The 19,825-nt window shown below is 69.5% G+C and carries 19 protein-coding genes, 1 tRNA gene and 1 pseudogene; 10 read left to right on the forward strand and 11 right to left on the reverse strand.

Annotation, left to right across the window (positions count from 1 at the left end; translation table 11 throughout):
* Positions 1–83: 83 nt before the first annotated feature.
* Complete coding sequence (locus tag M2165_RS07485; RefSeq protein WP_280814037.1) at positions 84–551, forward strand: Lrp/AsnC ligand binding domain-containing protein; 468 nt, start codon at positions 84–86, stop codon at positions 549–551.
* Positions 552–587: 36 nt separating this feature from the next.
* On the opposite strand, the gene M2165_RS07490 is transcribed toward M2165_RS07485, so the two are convergent.
* Positions 588–1,274, reverse strand: coding sequence for a YggS family pyridoxal phosphate-dependent enzyme (locus tag M2165_RS07490; protein WP_280814038.1), 687 nt, complete (start codon positions 1,272–1,274; stop codon positions 588–590).
* Positions 1,275–1,324: 50 nt separating this feature from the next.
* Between M2165_RS07490 and M2165_RS07495 the strand changes: the two genes are divergently transcribed.
* The 3 genes from M2165_RS07495 to M2165_RS07505 all read left to right on the forward strand — a co-directional run bounded on the left by M2165_RS07495 (position 1,325) and on the right by M2165_RS07505 (position 4,589).
* Positions 1,325–2,368, forward strand: coding sequence for a type IV pilus twitching motility protein PilT (locus M2165_RS07495; RefSeq protein WP_280814039.1), 1,044 nt, complete (start codon positions 1,325–1,327; stop codon positions 2,366–2,368).
* A gap of 14 nt (positions 2,369–2,382) precedes the next feature.
* A complete protein-coding gene (locus M2165_RS07500) occupies positions 2,383–3,519 on the forward strand; it encodes a PilT/PilU family type 4a pilus ATPase (protein ID WP_280814040.1) in 1,137 nt (378 codons plus the stop codon).
* 161 nt (positions 3,520–3,680) lie between these two features.
* Entirely contained in the window at positions 3,681–4,589 is a 909-nt protein-coding gene (locus M2165_RS07505) for an NAD(P)-dependent oxidoreductase (protein WP_280814041.1), read from the forward strand.
* Positions 4,590–4,641: 52 nt separating this feature from the next.
* Here M2165_RS07505 and M2165_RS07510 read toward each other — a convergent pair whose 3' ends face one another.
* The 3 genes from M2165_RS07510 to M2165_RS07520 form a co-directional block, all read right to left on the reverse strand.
* Complete coding sequence (locus tag M2165_RS07510; RefSeq protein ID WP_280814042.1) at positions 4,642–5,412, reverse strand: BON domain-containing protein; 771 nt, start codon at positions 5,410–5,412, stop codon at positions 4,642–4,644.
* Complete coding sequence (locus tag M2165_RS07515) at positions 5,409–6,023, reverse strand: SIS domain-containing protein (RefSeq protein ID WP_280814043.1); 615 nt, start codon at positions 6,021–6,023, stop codon at positions 5,409–5,411. The genes M2165_RS07510 and M2165_RS07515 overlap by 4 nt, the downstream gene beginning before the upstream one ends.
* An 89-nt stretch (positions 6,024–6,112) precedes the next feature.
* Positions 6,113–6,478, reverse strand: coding sequence for a YraN family protein (locus M2165_RS07520; protein WP_280814044.1), 366 nt, complete (start codon positions 6,476–6,478; stop codon positions 6,113–6,115).
* Between the two features lie 50 nt (positions 6,479–6,528).
* Here M2165_RS07520 and rsmI point away from each other — a divergent pair, with 50 nt between their 5' ends.
* Positions 6,529–7,476 carry a 16S rRNA (cytidine(1402)-2'-O)-methyltransferase gene (rsmI, locus tag M2165_RS07525; RefSeq protein WP_280814045.1) on the forward strand — a complete coding sequence of 316 codons (948 nt, stop codon included), beginning with the start codon at positions 6,529–6,531 and terminating at the stop codon, positions 7,474–7,476.
* 2 nt (positions 7,477–7,478) lie between these two features.
* On the opposite strand, the gene M2165_RS07530 is transcribed toward rsmI, so the two are convergent.
* Together M2165_RS07530 and M2165_RS07535 are read right to left on the reverse strand one after the other, a co-directional pair.
* A complete protein-coding gene (locus tag M2165_RS07530; protein WP_280814046.1) occupies positions 7,479–8,207 on the reverse strand; it encodes a glutathione S-transferase in 729 nt (242 codons plus the stop codon).
* A 44-nt stretch (positions 8,208–8,251) separates the two neighbouring features.
* A complete protein-coding gene (locus M2165_RS07535; RefSeq protein ID WP_280814047.1) occupies positions 8,252–8,884 on the reverse strand; it encodes an NAD(P)H-dependent oxidoreductase in 633 nt (210 codons plus the stop codon).
* A gap of 107 nt (positions 8,885–8,991) precedes the next feature.
* On the opposite strand from M2165_RS07535, the gene M2165_RS07540 reads away from it, so the two are divergent.
* Positions 8,992–9,870 (forward strand): LysR family transcriptional regulator, encoded by an 879-nt coding sequence (locus M2165_RS07540; RefSeq protein ID WP_280814048.1) that lies wholly within the window; start codon positions 8,992–8,994, stop codon positions 9,868–9,870.
* A 62-nt stretch (positions 9,871–9,932) separates the two neighbouring features.
* On the opposite strand, the gene M2165_RS07545 is transcribed toward M2165_RS07540, so the two are convergent.
* Positions 9,933–10,007: transfer RNA gene (locus M2165_RS07545), tRNA-Arg, on the reverse strand.
* Between the two features lie 43 nt (positions 10,008–10,050).
* Complete coding sequence (locus M2165_RS07550) at positions 10,051–10,725, reverse strand: TetR family transcriptional regulator (RefSeq protein ID WP_280814049.1); 675 nt, start codon at positions 10,723–10,725, stop codon at positions 10,051–10,053.
* A gap of 176 nt (positions 10,726–10,901) precedes the next feature.
* Between M2165_RS07550 and M2165_RS07555 the strand changes: the two genes are divergently transcribed.
* The 4 genes and pseudogenes from M2165_RS07555 to M2165_RS07570 all read left to right on the forward strand — a co-directional run bounded on the left by M2165_RS07555 (position 10,902) and on the right by M2165_RS07570 (position 17,563).
* On the forward strand, positions 10,902–12,191 hold the full coding sequence (locus M2165_RS07555; protein WP_280814050.1) for an efflux RND transporter periplasmic adaptor subunit: 1,290 nt from the start codon (positions 10,902–10,904) through the stop codon (positions 12,189–12,191).
* Positions 12,192–12,212: 21 nt separating this feature from the next.
* A pseudogene (locus tag M2165_RS07560) lies at positions 12,213–15,381 on the forward strand (efflux RND transporter permease subunit).
* Positions 15,368–16,810, forward strand: a complete 1,443-nt coding sequence (locus M2165_RS07565; protein WP_280814051.1) for an efflux transporter outer membrane subunit — start codon at positions 15,368–15,370, stop codon at positions 16,808–16,810. The pseudogene M2165_RS07560 and the gene M2165_RS07565 overlap by 14 nt, the downstream one beginning before the upstream one ends.
* Positions 16,811–16,924: 114 nt before the next feature.
* Positions 16,925–17,563, forward strand: a complete 639-nt coding sequence (locus M2165_RS07570) for a c-type cytochrome (RefSeq protein ID WP_280814052.1) — start codon at positions 16,925–16,927, stop codon at positions 17,561–17,563.
* A 67-nt stretch (positions 17,564–17,630) separates the two neighbouring features.
* Here the strand turns inward: M2165_RS07570 and M2165_RS07575 are convergent, their stop codons facing one another.
* From M2165_RS07575 to M2165_RS07585, 3 genes are read right to left on the reverse strand one after another with little or no spacing between them, the layout of a single operon-like run.
* Positions 17,631–18,170, reverse strand: a complete 540-nt coding sequence (locus tag M2165_RS07575; protein ID WP_280814053.1) for a DUF2946 family protein — start codon at positions 18,168–18,170, stop codon at positions 17,631–17,633.
* 4 nt (positions 18,171–18,174) lie between these two features.
* Positions 18,175–19,194, reverse strand: coding sequence for an alpha/beta fold hydrolase (locus M2165_RS07580; RefSeq protein ID WP_280817490.1), 1,020 nt, complete (start codon positions 19,192–19,194; stop codon positions 18,175–18,177).
* A 45-nt stretch (positions 19,195–19,239) separates the two neighbouring features.
* A complete protein-coding gene (locus M2165_RS07585) occupies positions 19,240–19,692 on the reverse strand; it encodes a nuclear transport factor 2 family protein (RefSeq protein ID WP_280814054.1) in 453 nt (150 codons plus the stop codon).
* Positions 19,693–19,825 lie beyond the last annotated feature (133 nt).

Raw genomic sequence — 19,825 nt, forward strand, 5'->3', positions numbered from 1 at the left:
CTCCTTGGTGGTATCCCCTATGGTCTTTCGACATATGACGAATCTTTTGCCAAAAATCGAAGTCCCAACCGGATAATTCTCCAATGCTCGACCTGGACCGCATCGATCTCCGGCTGCTGAAGATTCTTCAGCAGGACGGCCGCATCACCAACCTCAAGCTGGCCGAGGCGGTGGCGCTCTCGCCCACCGCGGTGCTGGCGCGGGTGCAGCGGCTCACGCGCGAGGGCTTCATCCAGGGTTACGAGGCGCGGCTCGATCCGCAGAAGCTCGGACGCGGCTTCACGGTGTTCGTCGAAGTGCTGCTCGACCGCACCACGCCCAACGTGTTCGACCAGTTCAAGGCCGCGGTGCAGGTGCGCGACGAGATCATGGAATGCCACATGGTCGCGGGCGGCTTCGACTACCTGCTCAAGACCCGCATGGCCGACATGGCGGCCTACCGCGATTTCGCGGGCACGGTGCTGTGGCAGCTGCCGGGCGTGCGCGAGACGCGGACCTACGCGGTGATGGAAGAGGTCAAGAGCAGCGCGCGGTTGCCGCTGGGGGTGTGATGAGGATCCTGCACGCCAGGAAGACCGGGGACGTGCCTATCTCGCACCGAAGATCGCGGTGCCGATGCGCACCATGGTGCTGCCCGCGCTGACCGCCGCCTCGAGGTCGCCGCTCATGCCGAGCGAGAGCGTGTCGAGCGCGATGCCGGCGGCGCGGATCTGGTCGAACACGGCGCGCGCGCGCAAGCAGACCTCGCGCTGCGCGGCGAAATCGGGCGCCGGTTCGGGAATGGCCATGAGGCCGCGCAGCGTCAGGTGTGGCAAGGCCGCCACAGCGCGCGCGAGCGCCAGCGCCTCCTCCGGCGGCACGCCGGACTTGTTGGCACCGCCGTCGACGTTGACCTGCAGGCACACCTGCAGCGGCGGCAAACCGGCCGGACGCTGGTCGGAAAGGCGCTCGGCGATCTTCAACCGGTCGACGCTGTGGACCCAGTCGAAATTCGCGGCCACGGGCCGCGTCTTGTTGCTCTGCAGAGGGCCGATGCAGTGCCATTCGAGCTGGTCGCGCAGGTCGGCCAGCGCCTCGATCTTCTCGAGCCCCTCCTGCACGTAGTTCTCGCCGAAGGCCCGCTGCCCGGCCTCGAAAGCGGCGCGAACGGCCTCGGGGCCGAAGGTCTTCGACACCGCCAGCAGCCGGACTTCGGAAGCGCTGCGCCCCTCGGCGGCGCAGGCCTTTGCGATCCGGTTCTTTACTTGCTGGAGGTCGTCGCCAATCATCGTCATAATCGCCCAAGAATCGTATCAAAACGTCACCGAACCCGATCGAGGACCCCGTGGACATCACCCAACTGCTGGCCTTCAGCGTCAAGAACAAAGCCTCCGACCTGCACCTGTCCGCCGGCCTGCCGCCGATGATCCGCGTGCACGGCGACGTGCGGCGCATCAATGTCGACGCGCTCGACCACAAGGCGGTGCATGCGATGGTGTACGACATCATGAGCGACACCCACCGCAAGCACTACGAAGAGTTCCTGGAGGTCGACTTCTCGTTCGAGATCGACGGCCTCGCGCGCTTCCGCGTGAATGCCTTCAACCAGGCGCGCGGCGCGGCGGCGGTGTTCCGGACGATTCCGTCGAAGATCCTCACGCTCGAGCAGCTCAATGCGCCGAAGATTTTCGCGGATCTGGCGCTCAAGCCGCGCGGCCTGGTGCTGGTGACGGGCCCGACGGGTTCGGGCAAGTCGACCACGCTGGCCGCGATGATCAACTACCTGAACGAAAACGAGTACGGCCACATCCTCACGGTGGAGGACCCGATCGAGTTCGTGCACGAGTCGAAGAAGTGCCTGATCAACCAGCGCGAGGTCGGGCCGATGACGCTGTCGTTCTCGAACGCGCTGCGCTCCGCCCTGCGCGAGGACCCGGACGCCATCCTGGTGGGCGAGCTGCGCGACCTGGAGACCATCCGCCTCGCGATGACCGCGGCCGAAACCGGCCACCTGGTGTTCGGCACGCTGCACACCTCGTCGGCGGCCAAGACCATCGACCGGATCATCGACGTGTTCCCGGGCGAGGAGAAGGAAATGATTCGCGCGATGCTGTCGGAGTCGCTGCAGGCCGTGATCTCGCAGACGCTGTGCAAGACCAAGGACGGCCAGGGCCGCGTGGCGGCGCACGAGATCATGCTCGGCACGCCGGCCATCCGCAACCTGATCCGCGAGGCCAAGGTGGCGCAGATGTATTCGGCGATCCAGACCGGCCAGGGCTCGGGCATGCAGACGCTGGACCAGAACCTCACCGACCTCGTCCGCCGCAATGCCATTTCGGCCGCGGAAGCACGCAGCAAGGCGAAAATCCCCGAGAACTTCCCCGGATAACAGGCGCCCTCATCATGGAACGCGATCAAGCCAGCCAGTTCATCAATGACCTGCTCAAGCTCATGGTGAGCCGCAACGGCAGCGACTTGTTCATCACCGCCGATTTTCCGCCCGCGATCAAGGTCGACGGCAAGGTCACCAAGGTCTCGCAGCAGGCACTGGGCGCGCAGCACACGCTGGCGCTCACGCGCTCGATCATGAACGACCGCCAGACGGCGGAGTTCGAGCGCACCAAGGAATGCAACTTCGCGATCTCGCCGACCGGCATCGGCCGCTTCCGCGTGAACGCCTTCGTGCAGCAGGGCAAGGTCGGCATGGTGCTGCGGACCATTCCCGCCAAGCTGCCGACCATCGACGGCCTGGGCATGCCGCAGGTGCTCAAGGAAGTGTCGATGACCAAGCGCGGCCTCTGCATCCTGGTCGGCGCCACGGGTTCGGGCAAGTCGACCACGCTCGCGGCGATGATCGACTGGCGCAACGAGAATTCCTTCGGCCACATCGTGACGGTGGAGGATCCGGTCGAATTCGTGCATCCGCACAAGAACTGCGTGGTGACGCAGCGCGAGGTCGGCATCGACACCGACAGCTGGGAAGCCGCGCTCAAGAACACGCTGCGCCAGGCGCCCGACGTGATCCTGATGGGCGAAATCCGCGACCGCGAGACCATGGAGCATGCGGTCGCCTTCGCCGAGACCGGCCACCTCTGCATGGCCACGCTGCACGCGAACAGCGCCAACCAGGCGCTGGACCGGATCATCAACTTCTTCCCCGAGGAACGCCGCGCGCAGCTGCTGATGGACCTGTCGCTGAACCTGCGTTCGCTGGTCTCGCAGCGGCTGATCCCGACCGAGGACGGCCAGGGCCGCGTGGCGGCGGTGGAAGTGCTGCTGAACACGCCGCTGATCTCCGACCTGATCTTCAAGGGCGAGGTGGGCGAGATCAAGGAGATCATGAAGAAGAGCCGCAACCTCGGCATGCAGACCTTCGACCAGGCGCTGTTCGACCTGTTCGAGAGCCATTCGATCAGCTTCGAGGACGCGCTGCGCAACGCCGACTCGGCCAACGACCTGCGGCTGCAGATCAAGCTCAACAGCCAGCGCGCGCGCTCGACCGACCTCTCGGCGGGCACCGAGCACTTCGCGATCGTCTGAAAGCCGGACGGCCGAACGCAGAAGGAAGACAAAAGCGCGCAGAAGGCGCAGAAAAGAAGATCGACTTCTTTGTTTCTTCTGCGACTTCTGCGAAACCTTCGCGACCTCTGCGTTCGGCTCTGCGCTTTCGCCTGCGCATCAATGCGCTTAAGCTCATGCCCATGAGCAGCATCAACACCCGCACCTACGAATCCACCCCCGCGCAGACCGTCGCCTTCCTCGGGCTCGGCGTCATGGGCGGGCCCATGGCCGGCCACCTCGCGAAGGCGGGCCATGCCGTCACGGTCTACAACCGCACGCCCGCCAAGGCCGAGGCCTGGGTCGCCGAATTCGGCGCGCCGGGCCGCCATGCCGCCACCCCGCGCGAAGCGGCCGACGGCGCCGACATCGTGTTCTGCTGCGTGGGCAACGACGACGACCTGCGCGCCGTGGTGCTCGGCCCCAACGGCGCCTTCGCGGGCATGAAGAAGGGCGCCGTGTTCGTCGACCACACGACCGCCTCGGCCGACGTGGCGCGCGAGCTGTCGAACGCGGCGCTCGGCATCGGCGCGCAGTTCATCGACGCGCCGGTCTCGGGCGGCCAGGCCGGCGCGCAGAACGGCGCGCTCACGGTGATGTGCGGCGGCGACAAGCAGAGCTTCGAGCAGGTCAAGCCGGTGGTCGCGGCCTTCGCGCGCGCGGTCACGCACCTCGGCGCGAGCGGCGCCGGCCAGCTCGCGAAGATGGTCAACCAGATCGCCATCGCCGGGCTGGTGCAGGGCCTCTCGGAAGCCATCGCCTTCGGCCAGCGCGCGGGGCTGGACATGAAGCTGGTGCTCGAGGTCATCGGCAAGGGCGCCGCGCAGAGCTGGCAGATGGACAACCGCGGCCAGACCATGATCGACGGCAAGTTCGACTACGGCTTCGCGGTCGACTGGATGCGCAAGGACCTGGGTCTGGTGCTCGACGAAGCCAAGCGCAACGGCGCACGCCTGCCCGTGACCGCGCTGGTCGACCAGTTCTATGCCGACGTGCAGCAGGCCGGCGGCAGGCGCTGGGACACCTCGAGCCTGATCACGCGGCTCAAGTAAAAAACAAAGCCCGCGACAGCGGGCTTTGTGGCGTGGGGGCGACCGGCCGGCGTCAGCGCACGGGCGAGGTCACCACGCCGCCGCTCGGGGCGGGTTGCTGCTGCGGCGGCTGCTGCGCGGGCTGCAGCGGCTCCATCGGCGGCAGCGGCACGCGCGAGCCCGACGACGAGGACGGCGGCGGGACCGAACCGGTGCCGCCGCGCTGCGCCTGATTGGCGAGCTCGGTCTCCGTCACGATCTCGACCACGCGCACCACCTTCTGCACGCCCGAGATGCCGCGCGCGATCTCGGTCGCGCGGTCGGTCTCGCGCCGCGTGGCGATGCCCATCAGGTAGACCACGCCGCGCTCGGTCACCACCTTGAACGAGTTGGCGAAGATGTCCTTGGCATCGAGCAGCGAGGCCTTGATCTTGCCGCTGATGAAGACGTCGTTCGAGCGGTCCTGGAAGGTGCTGGGCTGGCCGATGGTGAGCTCGTTGACCACCGAGCGCACGTTGTCCACGCGCGCCACCACGTCCTCGACGCGGCGGCGGTCGGCCTCGCTGCCGACGGCGCCCGTGAGCAGCACCTGGCGGTTGTAGCTCGTCACGCTCACGTACATCTGGTCGTTGGCGATCTCGCGCACGCGCGCGGCCGCGCGCAGCTCGATGCCCTGGTCGTCGAGCTGCGCGCCGGAGCTACGGCGGTCGGTCGCCACCATGCCCACGCCCACGGCCGCGGCCCCCCCGACCACGAGCGGCACGCAGGCCGAGAGCCCGGCCGTCAGCACGGCGCCGGCGGCGAAAGCGATGGCAAGGCGTTGGAACGGTGTCGTCGTCGTCATGTGGAAGCTTCCTGTTCTCCGAGTAACTGGGCATCCACGCCGTCGCACAGGCAATGCAGTGCGAGCAGGTGGACTTCGTGGATGCGCGCCGCACGCTCGTGCGCCACGCCGATCTGGACATCGGTCTCGCGCAGCGCGCGGCCGACGGCCCCGCCGGTGCCGCCGCCGCCCGCATTGCCGAGCAGCGCCACCACCGTCATGTCGCGCTCGTGCGCGGCCAGCACCGCCGCGAGCACCGCGGCCGACTGGCCGCTCGCGCTGAGCACCAGCAGCACGTCGCCGGCCTGGCCGAGCGCGCGCACCTGGCGCGCGAAGCGGTCTGCGTCGACGGCACCGGCGGTGTCGGCCGCCGGATCATGGCTGTCGCCGGGCAGCGCGATCGCGCCCAGCTCGGGCCGCTCGCGCTCGAAGCGGCCGACAAAATGCGCGGCGAACTGCGCCGCGAGCAGGCCCGACACGCCCGCGCCGCAGGCGAGGATCTTGCCGCCGCTGGTCACGCAGGCCAGGATGGCCTGCATCGCCTGCGAAATGGATTTACTGAGAACCGGACCGGCCTGGTACTTGAGGTCGGCGCTGTCGATGAAATGTTGCTGAATCCGTTGCTCGAGCATGGGGCGGGATGATACCGGGGGGCCGTGAAACAAGACGTTCGCCTTGTGGAGCCGCGCAACCGCATTCGGTTCCCCGCGGCGTCCCCGCTTCAACCCGCGTCGAAGGCGCCCTGCAGCCAGGTGATGCGCTCTTCCACCAGCACCACGTCGAAGCGGCACGGCGGCAGCGTGCGCAACCGGTTCAGATAGTGGCGCGCCGCGAACACGATACGCCGCTGCTTGACGCCCGTGATGCTGCCGCCCGCGCCCCCGTGCGTGCCCGCGCTGCGCTGCCGCACCTCGACGAACACCAGCGTGCCGTCGCGCGGATCGCGCATGATCAGGTCGATCTCGCCGCCGCCGCGCCCGGGCGTTCGATAATTGCGCGCGACCAGCGCCAGGCCGGCATGCTGCAGATGGTCGAGCGCGGCGTCCTCCGCCGCGTCGCCGCGATGCTTGGTGGTGATCGTCTTCATGGGCCCGCTCCCTGCGCGCGTTCGTTCGTTCTTTTCTTCCGGAGAAACCTTTGGCTTCACTCGCACCCGCCTCCTTCGGCGCCGCCCTCACGGCCGCGCACGACGCCTCGGGTGCGCAGCATTATCCGCAGGGCACGCTCTACGTCGTCGCCACGCCGATCGGCAACCTCGCCGACATCACGCTGCGCGCGCTGCACGTGCTGCAGCTCGTCGACACGCTCGCCTGCGAGGACACGCGCCACACCCAGAGCCTGCTGCGCGCCTACGGCATCGACCGGCCGAACGCGCGGCTGCTCGCGGTGCACCAGCACAACGAGGCCGAGGCCGCGCAGGGCGTGATCGCGCGGCTCGTGCAGGGCGAGCGCATCGCCTACGTGAGCGATGCCGGCACGCCCGGCGTGAGCGACCCCGGCGCGCGGCTCGTGGCGGCCGTGCGCAGCGCCGGCCTGCGCGTGCTGCCGCTGCCGGGCGCGAGCAGCGTCACCACGCTGATCGGCGCCGCCGGCCTCGTCGCCGAAGGCGGCGACGGCAGCGCCGCGAGCGCCTTCGTCTTCGCCGGCTTCCTGCCGAGCAAGGCCGGCGAGCGCGACGCCGCGGTGCAGGGGCTCGCGCAGGAACCCCGCGCGGTGGTGGTGCTCGAGGCGCCGCACCGCATCGAGGCCCTGGCGCGCGCGCTGGCCGTGCTCGGCGAGCGCCGCGTCACCGTGGGGCGCGAACTCACCAAGCAGTTCGAGGAGATCGCCACCGTGCCGGCCGCCGCCCTGCCCGATTGGTTCGCGGCCGATCGCGACCGCACGCGCGGCGAGTTCGCGCTGGTGCTGCACCCCGTGGCGGTGGACGACGGCGGTGCTGCGGAAGGCGAACGCGTGCTGCGGCTGCTGCTGGCCGAGCTGCCGGTGAAGACGGCGGTGAAACTCGCCGCCGAGATCAGCGGTGCGCCGCGCAATGCGCTCTACGAAACGGCACTGCGCATGCGCAAGGATGCCGGGGACGACTGAGCTCAGCCGTCCAGCTCCGCATAGCGCCGGAAGATCCCGTCCTCGTTGAACGCGATGCGGCGCGGGCTCTGCAGGTACTCGCGCACGCGCTGGCGGCGCCGGACGTTGTCGTGCAACTTCACCACCGAAGGCGTATCGGCCAGCGCCCGCGCCGCGGCCTTCGGGAAGGCGTAGCGCAGGCCGTCGACGAGCTGGAACAGCGACAGGTCGGCATAGGTCAGCACGTCGCCCACGAGGTGCGCGGAACCCGCGGGATTGCGCTGCAGCACGCGCTCGAACCAGTTCAGGTACTTCGGGATCCGCTCGTCGCGGAAGGCCTTTGCGCGCTGCATGGCCGCGTCGCGCTGGTCCTCGTAATACGCGCCGACGGAGATCGGATGGTGCGTGTCGTGCGCCTCGGCCACCACGTCGGCGATGGTGAGCTGCAGCTGGTGCGTCCAGAGCCCGTCGGATTCGCCGACGCCGGCCAGCCCCAGCCGCGGGCCGAGGTAGAGCAGGATGGCTGCGGTCTGGCCCACGACCACGTCGCCGTCGATCAGGAACGGCGGCGCGAACGCGGGGCGCACGATCTCGGCGTCGGCGAGGCGCTGCGCGAGCGCCGATTCGCCGCCGCCCCGGGTCTCCGGCAGCCGGGCCACGTCCACGTAGTCCGCGCCCGCGGCCTCGAGCGCGAGCCGTACGAATTCGCCTCGGCCCTGGATCGTGGGCCAGTAGTGAAGTTGGTAGGTCATGCGGGCATGGTGTCAGGCTCCGCAGCCTGCCGCAACCCGGCGGCTCAGAGCCCTTCGGCCAGTTCGACCGCGCGGCGCCGGGCCGCGGCGCGCGCCTCGGCATCCACCTCCGGACCCATCAGCGTCTTCTCGACCACCACGGCACGCACCTCGCGCACGCCGATGAAGCGCAGCCAGGTCTCGATGTAGGGCAACTGGAAGTCGAGCGCATGCGCGGAGCCGTCCTTGCCGAGCGGATAGTCGAGCCCGCGCGCGCAGACCACGGTGGCCCTGGGCGTCTGCAGCATGCCGGAAAGGCCGTTCTCGTCGAAGCGGAACAGCACGTCCTTGTGCGACACCACGTCGATCAGGTGCTTGAGCTTGTAGGGAATGCCGAAATTCCACAGCGGCACGGCAAGCACGATGTGGTCCGCCGTGTGGAAGGGCGCGGCGGTGCGCCGCACCTCGTCCCACGCCGCCTGCTGCGCGGCGGTCAGCGGCACGCCCGCGATGCCGGCGTACTTGGCGTCGAGCATGTCCTGCGAGAGCTCGGGCAGGGCCATCGTCCACGGGTTCAGCGTGGTCACGCGGCAACCAGGGTGGAGGCGCGCCGCTTCGTCGAGAAAGGCGCGGGCGACCTCGGTGCTCGCGGAGCGTGCGGCGCGCGGCGAGGTTTCGATGTACAGGAGTTCTTTCATGGATGGCAGGCCTCGAAGTGGTTCGGAAGCGCCGAGGCTAGGCAACGCGGACTCCGCACACAAGCGACATAATTTCGAGCTATTCAGCACCTATCGCACTGAAACCGATGCTCGACTCCCAACAGTTGCGTGCCTTCGTCGCCGTAGCCGACCACGGCAGCGTCACGCGCGCGGCCGAGGCCATGCGCCTGACGCAGTCGGCGGTGAGCGCCCAGATCCGGCGCCTGGAGGCGCAACTGGGCTGCCGCGTGTTCGACCGCACCACCCGGTCACTGCAGCTCACCGCGCCCGGCAGCGTGCTGCTGAGCTATGCGCGCAGCATCCTCGGCCTGCAGCAGCAGGCGGTGGCGCGCCTCGCGACGCCGCGCCATGCGCCGACCACGCTGCGCATCGGGTGCTCCGAGGGCTTTCCGGGCGAATGGCTGTTCGCGGCGCTCGCCGACTTCCGCCAGCGCCGGCCCGAGGTGCACCTGGAGATCACCAGTGGCATCAGCACGCTGCTCGCCCGGCAGGTGCGGCAGGGCGCGCTGGATCTGATGGTGGGCACCGTCTGCGACGCCGGCGAGGACACCGAGACGCTCTGGACCGAACCGCTGGTGTGGGCTTTCTCGGAGCGGGCGCTGCTCGACCCCGACGCGCCGATCCCGCTCGCCTTCCTGTCGGAGCCCTGCCCGTTCCGCGAAGCCGCGCTGGCATCGCTCGCCGGCCATGGCGCGAACTGGCGCATCGTGCTGACGGCGCAGGGTTCGGGCGCGCTGACGGCCGCCGCCGGCAGCGGCTTCGCGGTCACGGTCCTGACGCCTTCGGGCATGCCGGGCGGGCTGCGGGCGATTCCGGCGGGGCCGCTGCTGCCGGGGCTGCCGCCGGCGCGCTTCGTGGTCCAGCGGGGCGCCGAGGGCGAAGCGCTGACGGCGCTGGCGGAGGAAGTGCGCCAGGCGTGTTTCCGCTGGCGGGGCGCACGGGCGGCCGGTGCGGCGGCGGCGTAACGGCACAACGACGCCGCAAATGAAAAGGACCGGAAGCCTTGGGAGCTTCCGGTCCTGGTATTTGGTCCCGCCGCCAGGAATCGAACCTGGATCTCAGCCTTCGGAGGGCCGAATTCTATCCGTTGAAATACAGCGAGAGTCTGGTTCCCGGCAGCACCGGGAGCCCTGCATTATCGCCTATCAGGCGGCGACCGTTTCGACTTCGTTCCCGGTTCCCGCGTTGGAGTTCCGCTCGAACCCCAATCCGGCCAGGTAGACGCGGAAGGTGCGCCGGCCGGTGGGCACCAGATCGAAGGCGGCGGGGTCGAGCAGCCAGTTCTGGATCAGGCCGCTGATGAGCGCGTGCAAGCCCTGGGCCGCCACGTGCCCGGGCACCGGCAGCTTGATCTGGCTGCGGCGCGCGGCCAGGCGCAGGGCCTTCTCGAAATCGGTCACGCAGGCGTTGCGCGCGGCCAGGTGCCGCTGCTGCACCGAGGCCATGTCGTGCGTGTACTCGACCTTGTGCGTCGCCACGTCGAACACGCGGCGCACCTGCGCGTCGGTGGTCATGAGGGTCAGCGCATGCACCATGCCCTCCTCGATCTCCGCGAGCGGATCGTCCTCCGACCCGGCGGCCTCGGCCGCGGCGCGCGGGCCGGCCTCGAGCGGGAGGATGACGCGCTCCATCATCGCGTTGAACAGGTCGGCCTTGTCCTTGAAGTGCCAGTAGATCGCGCCACGCGTGGCGCCGGCCTGCTGCGCGATCTGCTGCAGCGAGGTTTGCGAGACGCCTTGCGCCTGAAACAACAGCTCGGCAGCATCGAGCAATCGATGCCGCGTGGCCAGTGCTTCTTCCTTCGTACGACGTGCCACCAAGTCTCCTGATTTGTAAAGCCAAGCCCTTTCCGCATCGTGGGGCCATTCGACGCCCTCACTATACATTCATGAATGTATGTAGACTATCGGGCTTCTCCGATGGCCCGGCTGCCGATGCTGGTTTTCTGTTCGCAATGCGAACACGCCGTCTCCCGTCTCTGCTTCAAAGGATTCGCATGCCTCTCCTGCATGTCTCGCGTGAAACGTTTTCCTCGCCGCGCCTCGCGACCGTGGCTGCCATCGTCCTGCTGGTGCTCGCGGGCTGCAGCAAGGGCGATGCGCCGGCGGCACAGGGTGGCGGCGCCGGCGGCGGCGCACGTCCGGCGCCCGAAGTGGGCGTGATCGTCGCCACGCCGACCGACGTCGGCCTCGTGACCGAACTGCCCGGCCGGCTCGAAGCCTCGCGTGTCGCGCAGGTGCGCGCCCGCGCCGCGGGCATCCTGCTCAAGCGCGAGTTCCGCGAAGGCAGCGACGTGAAGGCCGGCCAGCTGCTGTTCCGCATCGACCCCGCGCCGCTGGTGGCGGCCACGCAGAACGCCCAGGCGGCGCTCGTGCGCGCCGAGGCCAACGCGGCGCAGGCCAAGGCGCTGGCCGACCGCTACAAGCCGCTGGTCGAGGCCAATGCGGTCAGCAAGCAGGAATACGTGAACGCCGTCGCCGCGCAGAAGACGGCCGAGGCCGACGTGGCCGCCAGCCGGGCCGCGCTGCAGACCGCGAAGATCAACCAGGGCTATGCCGACGTGACCTCGCCGATCTCGGGTCGCATCGGCCGCGCGCTGGTCACCGAGGGCGCGCTGGTGGGCCAGGGCGAGGCGACCGAGCTGGCCGTGGTGCAGCAGATCAATCCGATGTACGTGAACTTCACGCAGTCGGCCTCCGACGTGCTGCGGCTGCGCCGCGCGCTGGCCGCGGGCCAGTACAAGCGCGCGAACGGCGAGGAGGCCGCGAGCGTGAGCGTGGTGCTGGAGGACGGCACCGACTACGCCATGACCGGCAAGCTGCTGTTCTCCGACCTGACGGTCGATTCGACCACCGGCCAGATCACGCTGCGCGCCGAAGTGCCCAACCCCAAGGGCGAGCTGCTGCCGGGCCTGTACGTGCGCGTCAGGCTCGAGCAGGCGCAGGCGAGCAACGCGATCACGGTGCCGCAGCAGGCGGTCACGCGCACCCAGCAGGGCGACCATCTGACGGTGGTCGGCGCCGACGGCAAGCTGAGCCAGCGCACGGTGAAGATCAGCGCGGCCAAGGACAACCAATGGGTGGTGCTCGAAGGCCTGAAGGCCGGCGAGCAGGTGATGGTCGACGGCTTCCAGAAGCTGCAGATGATGCCGCCTGGCACGCCCGTGAAGGCGGTGCCGTGGCAGAAACCGAATCCCAACGGGGCGGCACCGGCCGCCGCTGCGCCGGCCGCCGGCGCAGCACCCGCCGCCGGACAGGCGGACTCGGCTCCGGCTGAGAAGAAGTAAAAGACAAGGAGCGCGCCCGCAATGGCCAAATTCTTCATCGACCGCCCCATCTTCGCGTGGGTGGTCGCACTGTTCATCCTCGTGCTCGGCGGCGTGTCCATCACGCAGCTGCCGATCGCGCAGTACCCGCCGGTGGCGCCGCCCGCCATCGTGATCAACGTCGCCTACCCCGGCGCCTCGGCCCAGACGCTCGAGGACAGCGTGCTGTCCGTCATCGAGCGCGAGATGAACGGCTCGCCCGGCCTGATCTACATGGAGTCGGTGGCGCAGGCCGACGGTACCGGTGCGATCACGATCAGCTTCGAGCCCGGCACCAACGAAGACCTCGCGCAGGTCGACGTGCAGAACCGGCTCTCGCGCGCCACGCCGCGCCTGCCGGCGGCGGTGACGCAGCAGGGCGTGCGCGTGGACAAGTCGCGCGACAACTTCCTGCTGTTCACGATGCTCTCGTCGGACAACCCGGACTTCGACCCGGTGGCGCTGGGCGACTATGCCGCGCGCAACATCGTGCCCGAGCTGCAGCGCATCGCGGGCGTGGGCCAGGTGCAGCTGTTCGGCTCCGAGAACGCGATGCGCATCTGGATCGACCCGGCCAAGCTGCAGGGCTTCAACCTGTCGCCCACCGACGTGACGGCCGCCATCCGCGCGCAGAACGCGCAGGTGGCCTCGGGCACGATCGGCGACCTGCCGAACGTGCCGGGCCAGGCGATCGCCGCCACCGTGACGGTGAACGGCCAGCTCTCCAGCGTCGAGCAGTTCCGCGAGATCGTGCTGCGTGCCAAACACCGACGGCTCCACCGTGCGCCTGAAGGACGTGGCGCGCGTGGAGCTCGGCGGCCAGAGCTACGCCACCTCGGCGCGGCTGAACGGCGTGCCCGCGGTGGGCATCGGCGTGCAGCCCACGCCCACCGGCAACGCGCTGAAGTCGGCCAAGGCGATCCGCGAGAAGATGAGCGAGCTCGAGCGCTTCTTCCCCAAGGGCGTGAAGTGGGACATCCCCTACGACAGCTCGCGCTTCGTGCAGCTCTCGATCACCGAAGTGGTGAAGACGCTGATCGAGGCGGTGGTGCTGGTGTTCCTCGTGATGTTCCTGTTCCTGCAGAACTGGCGCTACACGATCATCCCGACCATCGTGGTGCCGATCGCGCTGCTCGGCACCTTCGCCACCCTGCTCGCGCTGGGCTTCTCGATCAACGTGCTGACGATGTTCGGCATGGTGCTGGTGATCGGCATCGTGGTGGACGACGCGATCGTGGTGGTGGAGAACGTCGAACGCATCATGAGCGAGGAAGGCCTGCCGCCGCTGGAGGCCACGCGCAAGGCGATGCAGCAGATCTCGGGCGCCATCATCGGCGTGACCGTGGTGCTGGTCTCGGTGTTCGTGCCGCTGGCCTTCTTCGCGGGCTCGACCGGCAACATCTACCGCCAGTTCTCGGCGGTGATGGTGGCCTCGATCAGCTTCTCGGCCTTCATGGCGCTGTCGCTCACGCCGGCGCTTTGCGCCACGCTGCTCAAGCCGGTGGAAGCGGGCCATCACCATGAGAAGCGCGGCTTCTTCGGCTGGTTCAACCGCGGCTTCTCGCGCACCGCCAAGGGCTACGAGGGCATCGTCGCGCGCATCCTGCGCCGCGCCGCGCGCTACCTCGTGATCTACGCGGCCATCATCGGTGCGGTGGTGTACTTCTACACGCACCTGCCGAGCTCGTTCCTGCCGCAGGAAGACCAGGGCAACATCATCGTGAACGTGCAATTGCCGCCTGGCGCGACGCAGGAGCGCTCGCTGTCGGTGATGCAGCAGGTCGAGGGCTTCATCATGAAGCAGCCCGAAGTGCAGAGCATCGTGAGCGTGATGGGCTTCAGCTTCTCGGGCCAGGGCCAGAACGCGGGCCTCGCCTTCGTGACGCTGAAGGACTGGGAAGAGCGCAAGGACCCGGCCAATTCGGCCAGCGCGCTCGCCGGCCGTGCCTTCGGTGCGCTCTCGGGCATCCGCGACGCCTTCATCTATCCGCTGAGCCCGCCGCCGATCCCCGAGCTGGGCAACGCCAGCGGCTTCAGCTTCCGGCTGCAGGACCGCTCGGGCGCAGGCCACGAGGCGCTGATCAACGCACGCAACCAGCTGCTGGGCATGGCGTCGCAGAGCAAGGTGCTGTCGCAGGTCCGCCCCGACGGCCTGGAAGACGCGCCGCAGCTCGAGATCGACATCGACCGCGACAAGGCCAATGCGCTCGGCGTGAGCTTCGACGCGATCAATGCCGCACTCTCGACCGCGCTCGGCTCGAGCTACGTCAACGACTTCCCGAACCGCGGCCGCCTGCAGCGCGTGGTGGTGCAGGCCGATGCGCCCGCGCGCATGCAGCCCGACGACCTGCTCCGGCTCAACGCGACCAACACGCAGGGCCAGCCGGTGCCGCTCGGCGCGTTCGCGACCACCAAGTGGGTCAACGGCGCGACGCAGACGGTGCGCTACAACGGCTACCCCGCGATCCGCATCAGCGGCGACGCGGCGGCCGGCTACAGCACGGGCGCCGCGATGGCCGAGATGGAGAAGCTCGCCGCGCAGCTGCCGCAGGGCTTCGGCTTCGAATGGACGGGCCAGTCGCGCGAGGAAAAGCTCGCGGGCTCGCAGGCCATGATCCTCTACGGCTTCGCGATCCTGGCGGTGTTCCTGTGCCTGGCCGCGCTGTACGAGAGCTGGTCGATCCCGCTGTCGGTGATCCTGGTGGTGCCGCTGGGCGTGCTCGGCGTGCTGGTGGCGACGCTGCTGCGCTCGTATTCGAACGACGTGTACTTCCAGGTGGGCCTGATAACCATCATCGGCCTGTCGGCGAAGAACGCGATCCTGATCATCGAGTTCGCCAAGGACCTGCAGGCGCAGGGCCGCGGCGTGGTCGAGGCTGCGCTCGCCGCGGCGCACCTGCGGTTCCGGCCGATCATCATGACTTCGCTGGCCTTCGGCCTCGGCGTGGTGCCGCTGTTCACCGCCTCGGGCGCGGGCTCGGCGAGCCAGCGCGCCATCGGTACCGGCGTGCTCGGCGGCATGGTCACGGGCACGGCGCTCGCGGTGATCTTCGTGCCGGTGTTCTTCGTGGTGGTGCGCAGCCTGTTCAAGGGCAGCGCGCGCCAGCACGAGGCCGACAAGCGGCATGCGCAAGCCGCCGGCATCACGGAGGAAAAACATGACCCCCAATAAGAAACTGATTCCCGCCGCGCTGGCCGCGGCCATGCTGCTGGCCGGCTGCTCGCTGATCCCGACCTACGAGCGCCCCGCGGCGCCGGTGCCGACCACTTACCCGGGCGATCCGGCGCAGCCCGCGGGCGCGGCGGCGGCATCCATCGCGTGGGAGGACTTCTTCACCGACCCGCGGCTCGCGGGCCTGATCCGCACGGCGCTCGCGAACAACCGCGACCTGCGCGTCTCGGTGCTCAACATCGAGCAGGCGCGCGCGCAGTTCCGCATCCAGCGCGCGGACCTGTTCCCGGCGCTGGGCCTGAGCGGCAGCGGCTCGCGCTCGAGCCCCAATCCGTACCAGGCCTTCGACAGCAGCGCGGGCAGCGTCTCGTCGCAGTACAGCGTCAGCCTCGGCGTCACCGCCTGGGAGATCGACTTCTTCGGCCGCATCCGCGCGCTCAAGGACCAGGCGCTCGCGCAGTACCTCGCCACCGAGGAGTCGCGCAAGGCCGCGCAGATCAGCCTGATCTCGGCCGTGGCCACGGGCTGGCTCACGCTCATGGCCGACGACGAGCTGCTCGAACTCACGCGCCAGACGCTCACCACGCGCGAGGAATCGGTGCGCCTTACCAAGCTGCGCTTCGACAACGGCGTTTCGTCGGAGCTCGACTTCCAGGCCGCCAACTCGCTCGCCGAGACGGCGCGCGCCTCCTACGCCCAGCAGCTGCGCACGCGGCAGCAGGACGAGAACGCGCTCGCGCTGCTGCTCGGCGCGCCGGTGCCGGCCGAGGCCACGGCGGGCGGCGCCAAGGGGCTGGGCGGCATCCAGCCCATGCCCGACGTGCCCGCGGGCCTGCCTTCCGACCTGCTGGCCGAGCGGCCCGACATCCGCGCGGCCGAGCAGCAGCTGATCGCGGCCAATGCCAACATCGGCGCGGCGCGCGCGAACTTCTTCCCGCGCGTGTCGCTGACCACTTCGATCGGCACCGCGAGCAGCGAGTTCTCGGGCCTGTTCGACAGCGGCTCCAAGGCCTGGTCGTTCGCGCCCACGGTCACGCTGCCGATCTTCGATGCCGGCCGCAACATCGCGGGCCTCGATTCAGCCAAGGCCGGGCGCGAGATCGCGGTGGCGCAGTACGAGAAGTCGATCCAGACCGCGTTCCGCGAAGTCGCCGATGCACTCGCCGGCCGCGCCACGCTCGGCGAACAGGTGCGCGCGCAGCGTGCGCAGGCCGAAGCCGAGGCGGTGCGCTTCAAGCTCTCGGACCTGCGCTACCGCAACGGCATCGCGAGCGCGCTCGACCTGCTCGACGCGCAGCGCGCGCTGTTCACCGCGCAGCAGTCGGCCATCACCACGCGCCTGCTGCAACTGCAGAACCAGGTCACGCTCTACAAGACCCTGGGCGGCGGCTGGACCACCCGCAGCGGCGGCGAAAACGGCAAGGGCTGAGGTTTCCGCGCGACGGCACGCGAGCGGCCTTCCGTCCTTTGGGCGGAGGGCCTCTCTATAATCGCCGGTTGATTCGAAAAAGCCCCCCGACGAGCCCCCGTTATTGAGGACGCCATGAGCGCAGACCCGCACTACCAGGCCACAGAAGAAGCCCACACCGGCCCGATCAAGAACCCGAAGCAACTGCTGCTCGCGGTATTTTTCTCCTTCCTCGCTCCCATCCTGATCATCGTGGGCCTCGTGGCCTATGTGGTTTCGGGCAACAAGCCCGCAGGCACCGCGGAGGGCGACAACATGGCGCTGTACGGCGTCTCCCAGGAAGCGCGCGACCGCGAAGTCGCCGAGCGGCTCAAGAAGGTCGGCGCCATCGAGATCCGCGACGCCAACCGCCCGCTCGCCACCGGCGAAGCCGTGTTCAAGGCCCAGTGCGTTGCCTGCCACGGTTCGCCCGGCATCCCCGGCGCGCCGCACCTGAACGATGCCGCAGCCTGGGGCCCGCGCATCGGCCAGGGCTACCAGACCCTGCTCGACCATGCGCTGCATGGCAAGGGCGCGATGCCGCCCCAGGGCGGCGGCGACTTCGAAGACCTCGAAATCGGCCGTGCGGTGGTCTACCTCGCGAATGCGGGTGGCGCCAAGTTCCCGGTGCCCGAGCGCCCCGCGGCAGCGGCAGGCGCGGCGCCGGCGGACGGTGCGGCGCCCGCGGAAGGCGCGGCAGCGGCGGCTGCACCCGCCGCCAGCGCCGCCAAGTAAGCGGCAGACACGCCCCAACGAAAAAACCGGCCTCGCGCCGGTTTTTTTGCGTCCGCTTCCGTCGAAGCTATTGTTTCGATAGCGCCGTGGCCGGGCTCAGCACGTGGCCGAAGCGCTGCGGCAGTTCGGCGGCGCGCACCGGCTCGGGCGTCCACAGCCCCTGCTCGACCGCCTCGGCCGCGAGGCCCACGTCCTGCGTGTGCACGAGCCCGAGCCCGATCGGCGCCGCGAGATACAGCCGGCCTTCCTCGTCGAGCAGACAGCCCGAGACCTCGACCGCCGGCCCGGTGTGCGCCGTGACCGCGAAGCCCTGCGCCGCGTCGGCGATGCGCCAGACGAAGGGCGCGGCCTCGAGCTCGACGTAGACGCGCTGCGGTCCGTTCTGGAAGAACCACTGGCCGCGGTCGTCGCGGTCGTAGTTGCGGTGGATGAACTCGATCAGCTTCTCGTGCCGCAGCATCGAGCCCTTGGCCGCCGGAAAGGCGCCCTGGGCCTGGGTGCGGTCGTCGCGCATGTACCAGTTGCCGCGCGCGTCGAGCCCGAGCCAGCCGTAGCAGTGCGGCACGTTGGGCCACTTGGCGAGTGCCTGTCTGACGATGTCGTCCATGCGGCTATTGTGCGCGCGCCGATGGCGCAGGAGCCGCCGAGGCGTGCTGCGCGAGCCATCCGCCTACGCGCTCCGGCATGCCGCGCACATGGCCGGGCGGCAGCCCGAGCGGAAACCCCACATGCCCCCCATGCGCCGGCTGCCACAGCGTGACGTGCGTTCCCACCTCGCCCGGGCGCGGCAGGCTGCGCGCCGGGATGAAGGGATCGTTGAGCGCGTTGACCACCAGCGCCGGCACCCGGATCGCGTTCAGGTGCGGCTTGGACGAGCCGCGCGTCCAGTAGTCGTCGGTGTTGCGAAAGCCGTGCAGCGGCGCGGTGAACACGTCGTCGAAGGCATACAGGTCGCGCGCGGCGAGCAGCCGCTCGCGGTCGAACAGGCCGGGGAACTGGTTCAGCTTGGCCAGCGCCTTCGGCTTCATGGTGGCGAGGAACATGCGCGTGTAGACCAGCCGGTTGAAGCCACGGCCGATGGCCTCGCCGCCGGCCGCGAGATCGAGCGGCGCGCACACCGATGCCACCGCATCCACCACGCTGGCCGCGGTGCTGCCCGCCTCGCAGGCCCAGCGCAGCAGCGCATTGCCGCCGAGCGAGACGCCCGCCGCCAGCACCGGACCGCCGCCCTGGCGCGCATGCTGGTCGCGCATGCGGCGCAGGATCCAGTCGATCTCCTCGTAGTCGCCCGAATGGTAGGCCCGCGGCGCGAGGTTCAGCTCGCCGCTGCAGCCCCTGAAATGCGGCACCGCGAAGGCCATGCCGCGCCCGGCCGCGAAGGCCGCGAAAGCCTCGGCGTAGTGGCTGCGCGACGAGCCCTCCAGCCCGTGGAACAGCACCAGCAGCGGCCGCGCGCCGGAGCGGGGCGGCACGCCGTCGGCGAAGTCGACGTCGATGAAGTCGCCGTCGGGCGCGGTCCAGCGCTCGCGCCGGTAGACGGGCGCCGGGCCGTGGAAGCGGCGGGCGTAGAGCGCGGGCCAGATCGTCTGCAGATTGCCGCCGGGCAGCCAGCGCGGCGCGGCATAGCCCATGGACGCGTGCGGGAAGGACGGGGCTGGCGCTTCGGCGGGCATCGATCAGTGAAGGGTCTGGGGCGGCTCGCTGGCGTCGCTCGGCTCGCGCGCGCTGCCGGGGCTCGCATGGTGCGCCACCAGGCGCCAGCCCTCGGCGGTCTTGTGATAGACGTTGGTGGCGAGCACGAAGGCGTGCTTCGGCCCCTCGGCGGTCAGCACCTCGATGCGCTCGAGCACGTTGTGCACCGCGCTCGCGAGCGACTCGACCTTGCGCACGCGCGCCGGCGTGGCATGGATCGCACCGTTGGCGAACATCTGCTCGAAGGCGGCGCGGATCGCGACCGCGCCGACCAGCCGGGGCCCGCCCGGATGGACGCAGAACACCTCGTCCTCGTCGGCCCAGCACGCCATCAGCGCCTCGATGTCGCCGCGCTGCAGCGCCTCGTAGAAGGCGGTCTCGACGTCGTCGGCGGTGCCGCCGATGGCCGCGGCGGCGCGGAGTGGGGTCTTGGGCATGGCGTGATTTTGCCCTGCGCTCCGTGACGCGGGCGCTGCACCGCTTTGGTCCCTGCCGCACCGGTCCGCCGCACGCCGGCCGGATCGGATGCTCCGTTTTGAACCAAATGGTCAAAACAAAATCGTCGATTTC

The organism is Variovorax sp. TBS-050B, from assembly GCF_029893635.1.
Taxonomy (GTDB): domain Bacteria; phylum Pseudomonadota; class Gammaproteobacteria; order Burkholderiales; family Burkholderiaceae_C; genus Variovorax.

Excerpts from the sequence above, each read along its gene's own strand:
- M2165_RS07500 (WP_280814040.1), top strand. The coding sequence starts at position 2,383 with ATGGAACGCGATCAAGCCAGCCAGTTCATCAATGACCTGCTCAAGCTC.
- M2165_RS07515 (WP_280814043.1), bottom strand. The coding sequence starts at position 6,023 with ATGCTCGAGCAACGGATTCAGCAACATTTCATCGACAGCGCCGACCTC.
- M2165_RS07580 (WP_280817490.1), bottom strand. The coding sequence starts at position 19,194 with ATGGGCTATGCCGCGCCGCGCTGGCTGCCCGGCGGCAATCTGCAGACG.
- M2165_RS07505 (WP_280814041.1), top strand. The coding sequence starts at position 3,681 with ATGAGCAGCATCAACACCCGCACCTACGAATCCACCCCCGCGCAGACC.
- M2165_RS07555 (WP_280814050.1), top strand. The coding sequence starts at position 10,902 with ATGCCTCTCCTGCATGTCTCGCGTGAAACGTTTTCCTCGCCGCGCCTC.
- M2165_RS07530 (WP_280814046.1), bottom strand. The coding sequence starts at position 8,207 with ATGACCTACCAACTTCACTACTGGCCCACGATCCAGGGCCGAGGCGAA.
- M2165_RS07510 (WP_280814042.1), bottom strand. The coding sequence starts at position 5,412 with ATGACGACGACGACACCGTTCCAACGCCTTGCCATCGCTTTCGCCGCC.
- M2165_RS07565 (WP_280814051.1), top strand. The coding sequence starts at position 15,368 with ATGACCCCCAATAAGAAACTGATTCCCGCCGCGCTGGCCGCGGCCATG.
- M2165_RS07570 (WP_280814052.1), top strand. The coding sequence starts at position 16,925 with ATGAGCGCAGACCCGCACTACCAGGCCACAGAAGAAGCCCACACCGGC.
- M2165_RS07535 (WP_280814047.1), bottom strand. The coding sequence starts at position 8,884 with ATGAAAGAACTCCTGTACATCGAAACCTCGCCGCGCGCCGCACGCTCC.
- M2165_RS07485 (WP_280814037.1), top strand. The coding sequence starts at position 84 with ATGCTCGACCTGGACCGCATCGATCTCCGGCTGCTGAAGATTCTTCAG.
- M2165_RS07585 (WP_280814054.1), bottom strand. The coding sequence starts at position 19,692 with ATGCCCAAGACCCCACTCCGCGCCGCCGCGGCCATCGGCGGCACCGCC.
- M2165_RS07540 (WP_280814048.1), top strand. The coding sequence starts at position 8,992 with ATGCTCGACTCCCAACAGTTGCGTGCCTTCGTCGCCGTAGCCGACCAC.
- M2165_RS07575 (WP_280814053.1), bottom strand. The coding sequence starts at position 18,170 with ATGGACGACATCGTCAGACAGGCACTCGCCAAGTGGCCCAACGTGCCG.
- M2165_RS07520 (WP_280814044.1), bottom strand. The coding sequence starts at position 6,478 with ATGAAGACGATCACCACCAAGCATCGCGGCGACGCGGCGGAGGACGCC.
- M2165_RS07490 (WP_280814038.1), bottom strand. The coding sequence starts at position 1,274 with ATGACGATGATTGGCGACGACCTCCAGCAAGTAAAGAACCGGATCGCA.